We start from the raw sequence: 5,273 nt of genomic DNA on the forward strand, positions 1-5,273 counted from the left end.
TCGGTGTAGTGTGCTTCTCAAGGATACGTCGCCAGCGTGAAACGCACCTAGGTCGCTGGTCGGCAGCGTCGGAGGGGGATAAGAGACAGAACCGCGGTTCGCACCTGCTCGTGCTCGTCATAGAGCTCGTCGGCAGGCGGCGATTGCCCCAGCAGCCGATCGATCGCCTCGTATTTGGCTGACAGCGCCGCCGCCGGCCGGGCGACCACCGTCCCGTCGCCGGTGAGCGCCGCGACGAACCGCTCGTGCAGCTCCACCATCAGCTCGGCGACGATCGCCTCGAACACCGCGTTCTTGTCGCCGAAATATTTGTAGAGCGTGGGCTTGGCCACCCGCGCCTCGGCCGCGATCGCCTCCATCGAGGTGGCGCGCAACCCTTGCCTGAGGATCAGCCGCCGCGCCGCCGAAAGGATCTGCTCCCGCCTGTCGATCTCCGCCACGCCAATTATTCCTTCGCCGATATCTTGAACGAACTGAACGATATTCGTACATATCGTTCAGTTCAACGGAGGGATACCCCAAATGTCCGACCAGCCTGACCGCGTCCTCGTCACCGGCATTTCCGGCTTTCTCGGCGGCCATGTCGCCCTGCAACTGCTGGCGCAAGGTTACACCGTCCGCGGCTCTCTGCGCAGCCTCGAGCGCGCCGAAAAGGTGAGGAAAACCCTCGCCGCCCACGGCGCCGACACCGCGCGGCTGGAATTCGTCCCGCTCGACCTGCTTGCCGATAAAGGTTGGGCTGAAGCGATGTCCGGCGTGCGCTACCTGCAGCACGTCGCCTCGCCTTTCGTCCTCGAAATGCCCAAGGACAAGAACGACCTGATCCGTCCTGCCGTCGAAGGCACCCGTCGCGCCGTCAGCGCTGCCTTTACCGGCGGCGTCGAGCGCGTCGTCGTCACCTCTTCGATTGCCGCCATCGCCTATGGCCATGACGATTACAGCCGCACCTTCACCACTGCCGACTGGACCAATCCGGATAGCCCCAAGGTCAGCGCCTATGCCGAATCGAAACTGCGCGCCGAGCGCGAGGCCTGGGCCGTCGCCGACAGCTTTGGCGCCCGCGAGCGGCTTGCCACCATCAATCCCGGCGCCATCCTCGGCCCGCTGCTTGATGAGGATGTCGGCACCTCGGGCCTCTTGGTGCAGCGCCTGCTCAACGGCTCGATCCCGGCCGCGCCGAAGATGAGCTTTTCCATCATCGACGTCCGCGACGTCGCCGCCGCCCAGGTGGCGGCCATGACAGCGCCAACCGCGGGTGGCAAGCGCCACATCCTCGCCGACCGCGAGATGAGCCTGTTCGAGCTGGCCACCGCGCTCCGCACGGCGCTGCCGCAGGTCGCCGGCCGGGCCCCGCGCTTCGAAATGCCCAACTGGGTGGTCCGCCTGATCGGCCTGTTCGATCCGCAGATCGGCTCCAACACCGCCGAACTCGGCCATGTCAGGCGCGTCGACGGCAATAGCGGCCGGCTGCTGCTCGCCCGCCCCACCATTCCCGGGCCCGACGCAGCCGTCGCCACCGCGCGCAGCCTCGTCGACCAGCGGCTCGTCGCCTGAAAAAAGGACTGGTCCTCGGCGCTGGGATTGGCTAATAAGCGCGCCATCGAAGCGGGGCTGTAGCTCAGTTGGGAGAGCGCATCGTTCGCAATGATGAGGCCAGCGGTTCGATTCCGCTCAGCTCCACCACTTCGATTTCCACCCATTGGTGCCTGCATTAGCGCCAACCGGCTGACTTCCGCTTGTGCTGCCCACCACCGCCGTCACCAGCCAGCGATCCTTGCCCAGCCGGCGCCGGCGGGTGAAACCGGCCTGCTCGAACATCGCCAGGTTACCATTGTGGAGAAACGACGCTGACACCGCGCGGCCTTCGGTGTCCTCGGGAAAGCTCTCCACCAGCCCACCGCCCAGCCGGGCGATTTCGCCCAGCGCACCGGCCAGCGCCGCGGCGGCCACACCGCGCTTGCGCTGCGCCTTGTCGACGAACAGGCAGGTGATGCGCCAGTCCGGCTTCAGCGCCGGCTCCGCTTCATAAGCTCGCCGCGCCTTCATGCGGGGCAGTTCGGCGGGCCCGCCGAACTGGCACCAGCCGACGCAGATCTCGCCGTCGAACACCAGCGCTGCGTGCGCCTCACCACGCTCTACGCGGGCCTCTTTGTCGGCGCGATTCTGTTTGGGCGACCGGCCTTTGCCGACGCCCTCGGGGTGGAACGACATGCACCAGCAACCGCCCCATACGCCGTTATTGCGCTCGACCAGCGCCGCAAACGCCGGCCACGTGCTCGTGTCGAGCGGCTGCACCTTGAACCCCGCCATCGCGGTCCCCCGTTGACAACCCCGTCGTCGTCGCGCTCATATGTGGGATCGATCTCATGTCGAGTTCCCATGGCGACGATTACCGACGTCTCGAAGAAAGCCGGCGTGTCCCGATCCACCGTTTCACGGCTGATCGCGGGCAACGGCTACGTCTCGGACGAAGCCCGGAAGGCCGTCGAAGCGGCCATCCAGGAACTCGGCTATCGCCCCAATACCATGGCGCGCGGCCTTCGCTCCAACCGATCCGACATTATCGGCGGGGTGGTCGTCAACGTCTCGAGCCCGTTCTACGCCCAGATGATCGGCGGCATGCAGGAAACCGCGCGCAGCGCTGGCAAAAGCATCATCGTCGCCTCCGGCTACGCCGATCGCGATGAAGAAGCGCATGCCATTATCGAGCTGCTCGACCGTGCCTGCGACGGGCTGATCCTCTATCTCGAAAATGCCCTGCGCGACGATGTGCTGGAAATCGTCGCGCGGTCAAAAACCCCGGTGGTCACCGTCGGCGGCAACGAGTGTCCGCCGGCCCGGGCCCGCGTCACCATCGACAATGCCACGGGGGCTGAGGCCGGCATGCGGCTGCTGCTCGAGGCGGGGCACCGTCACATCGCCTATCTCTCGGGCGGCACCATCTATCGCGATACCTACGAGCGCCTCAGCGGTATCGACGCGGCGCTGGCCGGGTTCGGGCTTTCCCGCGACGACATCTATGTCGAGCATGGCAGCTTCTCCGAGACCTTCGGCCAGCAAGCGACGGCGCGTCTGCTGATCGAGCGCCCCCAGACCACCGCGATTTTCGCCGGCGACGACGACGTCGCGGCCGGCGCGCTGCTGGCGCTGAAAGGCGCCGGCAAGCGGGTCCCCGAGGAGATCTCGCTGCTCGGCTTCGACGACAATTTCCACGCCCGCCACCTGACCCCCGGCCTCACCACGGTGCGCCAGCCGGTCGACGAGGCGGGGCGCGTCGCCACCCGCCTCTTGCTCTCCATCCTCGATGGCGAACCCGTGGCTACGCCGATCATCACCATCCCCACCGAGCTGATCATGCGCCAGAGCGTCGGCCCGGTCCGGAGCCTGTCGCCGACGTCCCGCACCGTGGCGCCGGCACTGACTGCGAGTTGACCACAGCGAGATCAGATCTCGCGACACACAAGGACTACGCCTCAGGAGCTTCTTCGACTGCAAACGGCTGATCGATATGGGATCGATCTCACAGGGAGAGACAAGCCATGCACCGACTGCGTTTACTGACCCTTCTCACCACCACGGCGCTCGCCGGCGCCGCCCTTACGACCACCGCGCAGGCCGAGGTGATTATCCGCATCGCCCCGGTTCACACCGATGCGCATGTCGAGAACTACAACCCCTACAATCTCACCGGTCCGCACGCCTATGTGCAGGATTTCGCCTATGAGCCGCTGTGGATCGACAATGTCTGGCACCCGGACAACGATTTTCCGGCCCTCGCCACCTCCTACGAGGTCGGCGCCGACCTGAAGAGCGTCACCTACCACCTGCGTGAGGGCGTCAAGTGGTCCGATGGCGAGCCGTTCACCGCCGCCGACGTGGTCTTCACCTTCAACTACGCCAAGGCGCACCTGGATTTCCCCATCGGCTACGACATCTACAGCGCTGAGAAAGACACCGGCTCGATCGTCGACGTGGTGGCGGTCGATGACCACACCGTCCGCTTCGACCTGAAAACCGCCGACTCATTGGCGCGGCTCAATATCGGCCCGGTCTTCCCGCTGCCCGAGCACATCTGGAAGGACATTGCCGACCCGGTGAACTACGCCAACCCCAAGGTGGTGGCGACCGGCCCCTTTACCGAGGTGCGTGATTTCTCGCGCAATGCCTTCAAGCTCTGCAAGAACCCGCTCTATCGCGAAGCGGCGGAGGTGAAGGTCGACTGCATCGAATACCCGCAGCTTTCCGACAACCTGCAGGTGATCGCCGCCATTACCAATGGCGATCTCGACTGGGCCACCGACGGCATCACCGATCCCGAGATCACTTATGCGTCGAAGAGCCCGGACAACCACTACTGGCTGCCGCCCGACGCCGGCACCAACCTGCAGCTCAACACCACCAAGGCGCCGTTCAACAACCTCGAGTTCAGGAAGGCCATGTCGATGGCCATCGACCGCGGCACGCTGGTCGATATCGCCACCTTCGGGCTGACCACGCCGGCCGAGTACCCGATCGGCGAAGGCATGTTCTACAAGGATTGGATCGATACCGCGGCGCTGGCGCCCTACCAGTACCTGATGACCTATGACCCCGAGGCGGCGAAGAAAGTCCTCGATGACGCCGGCTTCGTCGACAAGGACGGCGACGGCTGGCGCGATAACCCCGACGGCACCCCGATCGCCTTCAAGATGGCGGTGCCGGCCGGCTGGGACGATTGGGTGAACACGCTCCAGACCGTTTCGGAGAACCTGCAGGACATCGGCATCAACGGCGAGATGGAGACGCCCGAGGAAGGCGCCTGGTTCGACAACATCCCGACCGGCAATTTCGACGTCTACATCATGTGGACCAACCTGAGCTCGACCCCCTGGTTCACCTATTACTCGATGTTCAACCCGCGCTCGATGGTGCCCGGCACGCTCAATGAGCAGGCCATGCACCAGATGAAGATCCCAGGCATCGAGGCCGATCTTGCCGCCATCAGCGCCACCGCCGATGTCGCGGTGCAGAAGGAAAAGATCACCTCGGTGATGACCCAGGTGGCCGAGAACCTGCCGGTGATCACGCTGTTCTCGAACCCCGCCTGGTACGAGTATTCGACCCGCAACTTCACCGGCTGGCCGGACGAGTCCAACGCCTGGGCCCGCCCCAACAACCCCGCCGGCATCCACGAACGGGTTAAGGTGCTGCTGAGCCTGACGCCAGTGGCGAAGTAGGCAAGGCGTCTCCGCCCTCTCCGTGATCCTCCCCCGCGTGGCGGGGGAGGATCACTG

At 65.2% G+C, this 5,273-nt stretch carries 5 protein-coding genes and 1 tRNA gene; 4 read left to right on the top strand and 2 right to left on the bottom strand.

Annotation, left to right across the window (positions count from 1 at the left end; all coding sequences use genetic code 11):
• Positions 1-47: 47 nt before the first annotated feature.
• Entirely contained in the window at positions 48-440 is a 393-nt protein-coding gene (locus VW23_RS08105) for a TetR/AcrR family transcriptional regulator (protein ID WP_069909074.1), read from the bottom strand.
• 82 nt (positions 441-522) lie between these two features.
• Between VW23_RS08105 and VW23_RS08110 the strand changes: the two genes are divergently transcribed.
• Positions 523-1,554 (top strand): NAD-dependent epimerase/dehydratase family protein, encoded by a 1,032-nt coding sequence (locus tag VW23_RS08110; protein WP_069909075.1) that lies wholly within the window; start codon positions 523-525, stop codon positions 1,552-1,554.
• Positions 1,555-1,607: 53 nt separating this feature from the next.
• Positions 1,608-1,683 (top strand) — tRNA-Ala (locus VW23_RS08115).
• On the opposite strand, the gene VW23_RS08120 is transcribed toward VW23_RS08115, so the two are convergent.
• Positions 1,672-2,310 (bottom strand): GNAT family N-acetyltransferase, encoded by a 639-nt coding sequence (locus VW23_RS08120; RefSeq protein ID WP_069909076.1) that lies wholly within the window; start codon positions 2,308-2,310, stop codon positions 1,672-1,674. The two genes, VW23_RS08115 and VW23_RS08120, sit on opposite strands and share 12 nt — an antisense overlap.
• A gap of 69 nt (positions 2,311-2,379) precedes the next feature.
• Here VW23_RS08120 and VW23_RS08125 point away from each other — a divergent pair, with 69 nt between their 5' ends.
• Both VW23_RS08125 and VW23_RS08130 read left to right on the top strand, forming a co-directional pair.
• Complete coding sequence (locus VW23_RS08125) at positions 2,380-3,432, top strand: LacI family DNA-binding transcriptional regulator (RefSeq protein WP_069909077.1); 1,053 nt, start codon at positions 2,380-2,382, stop codon at positions 3,430-3,432.
• Positions 3,433-3,539: 107 nt separating this feature from the next.
• Complete coding sequence (locus VW23_RS08130; protein WP_069909078.1) at positions 3,540-5,216, top strand: ABC transporter substrate-binding protein; 1,677 nt, start codon at positions 3,540-3,542, stop codon at positions 5,214-5,216.
• Positions 5,217-5,273: the final 57 nt, after the last annotated feature.

The organism is Devosia insulae DS-56, assembly GCF_000970465.2.
Taxonomy (GTDB): Bacteria; Pseudomonadota; Alphaproteobacteria; order Rhizobiales; family Devosiaceae; genus Devosia_A; species Devosia_A insulae.

What these genes read in the sequence shown, in the direction of transcription:
- VW23_RS08110 (WP_069909075.1), top strand. Translation starts at nt 523, where the DNA reads ATGTCCGACCAGCCTGACCGCGTCCTCGTCACCGGCATTTCCGGCTTT.
- VW23_RS08120 (WP_069909076.1), bottom strand. Translation starts at nt 2,310, where the DNA reads ATGGCGGGGTTCAAGGTGCAGCCGCTCGACACGAGCACGTGGCCGGCG.
- VW23_RS08125 (WP_069909077.1), top strand. Translation starts at nt 2,380, where the DNA reads ATGGCGACGATTACCGACGTCTCGAAGAAAGCCGGCGTGTCCCGATCC.
- VW23_RS08130 (WP_069909078.1), top strand. Translation starts at nt 3,540, where the DNA reads ATGCACCGACTGCGTTTACTGACCCTTCTCACCACCACGGCGCTCGCC.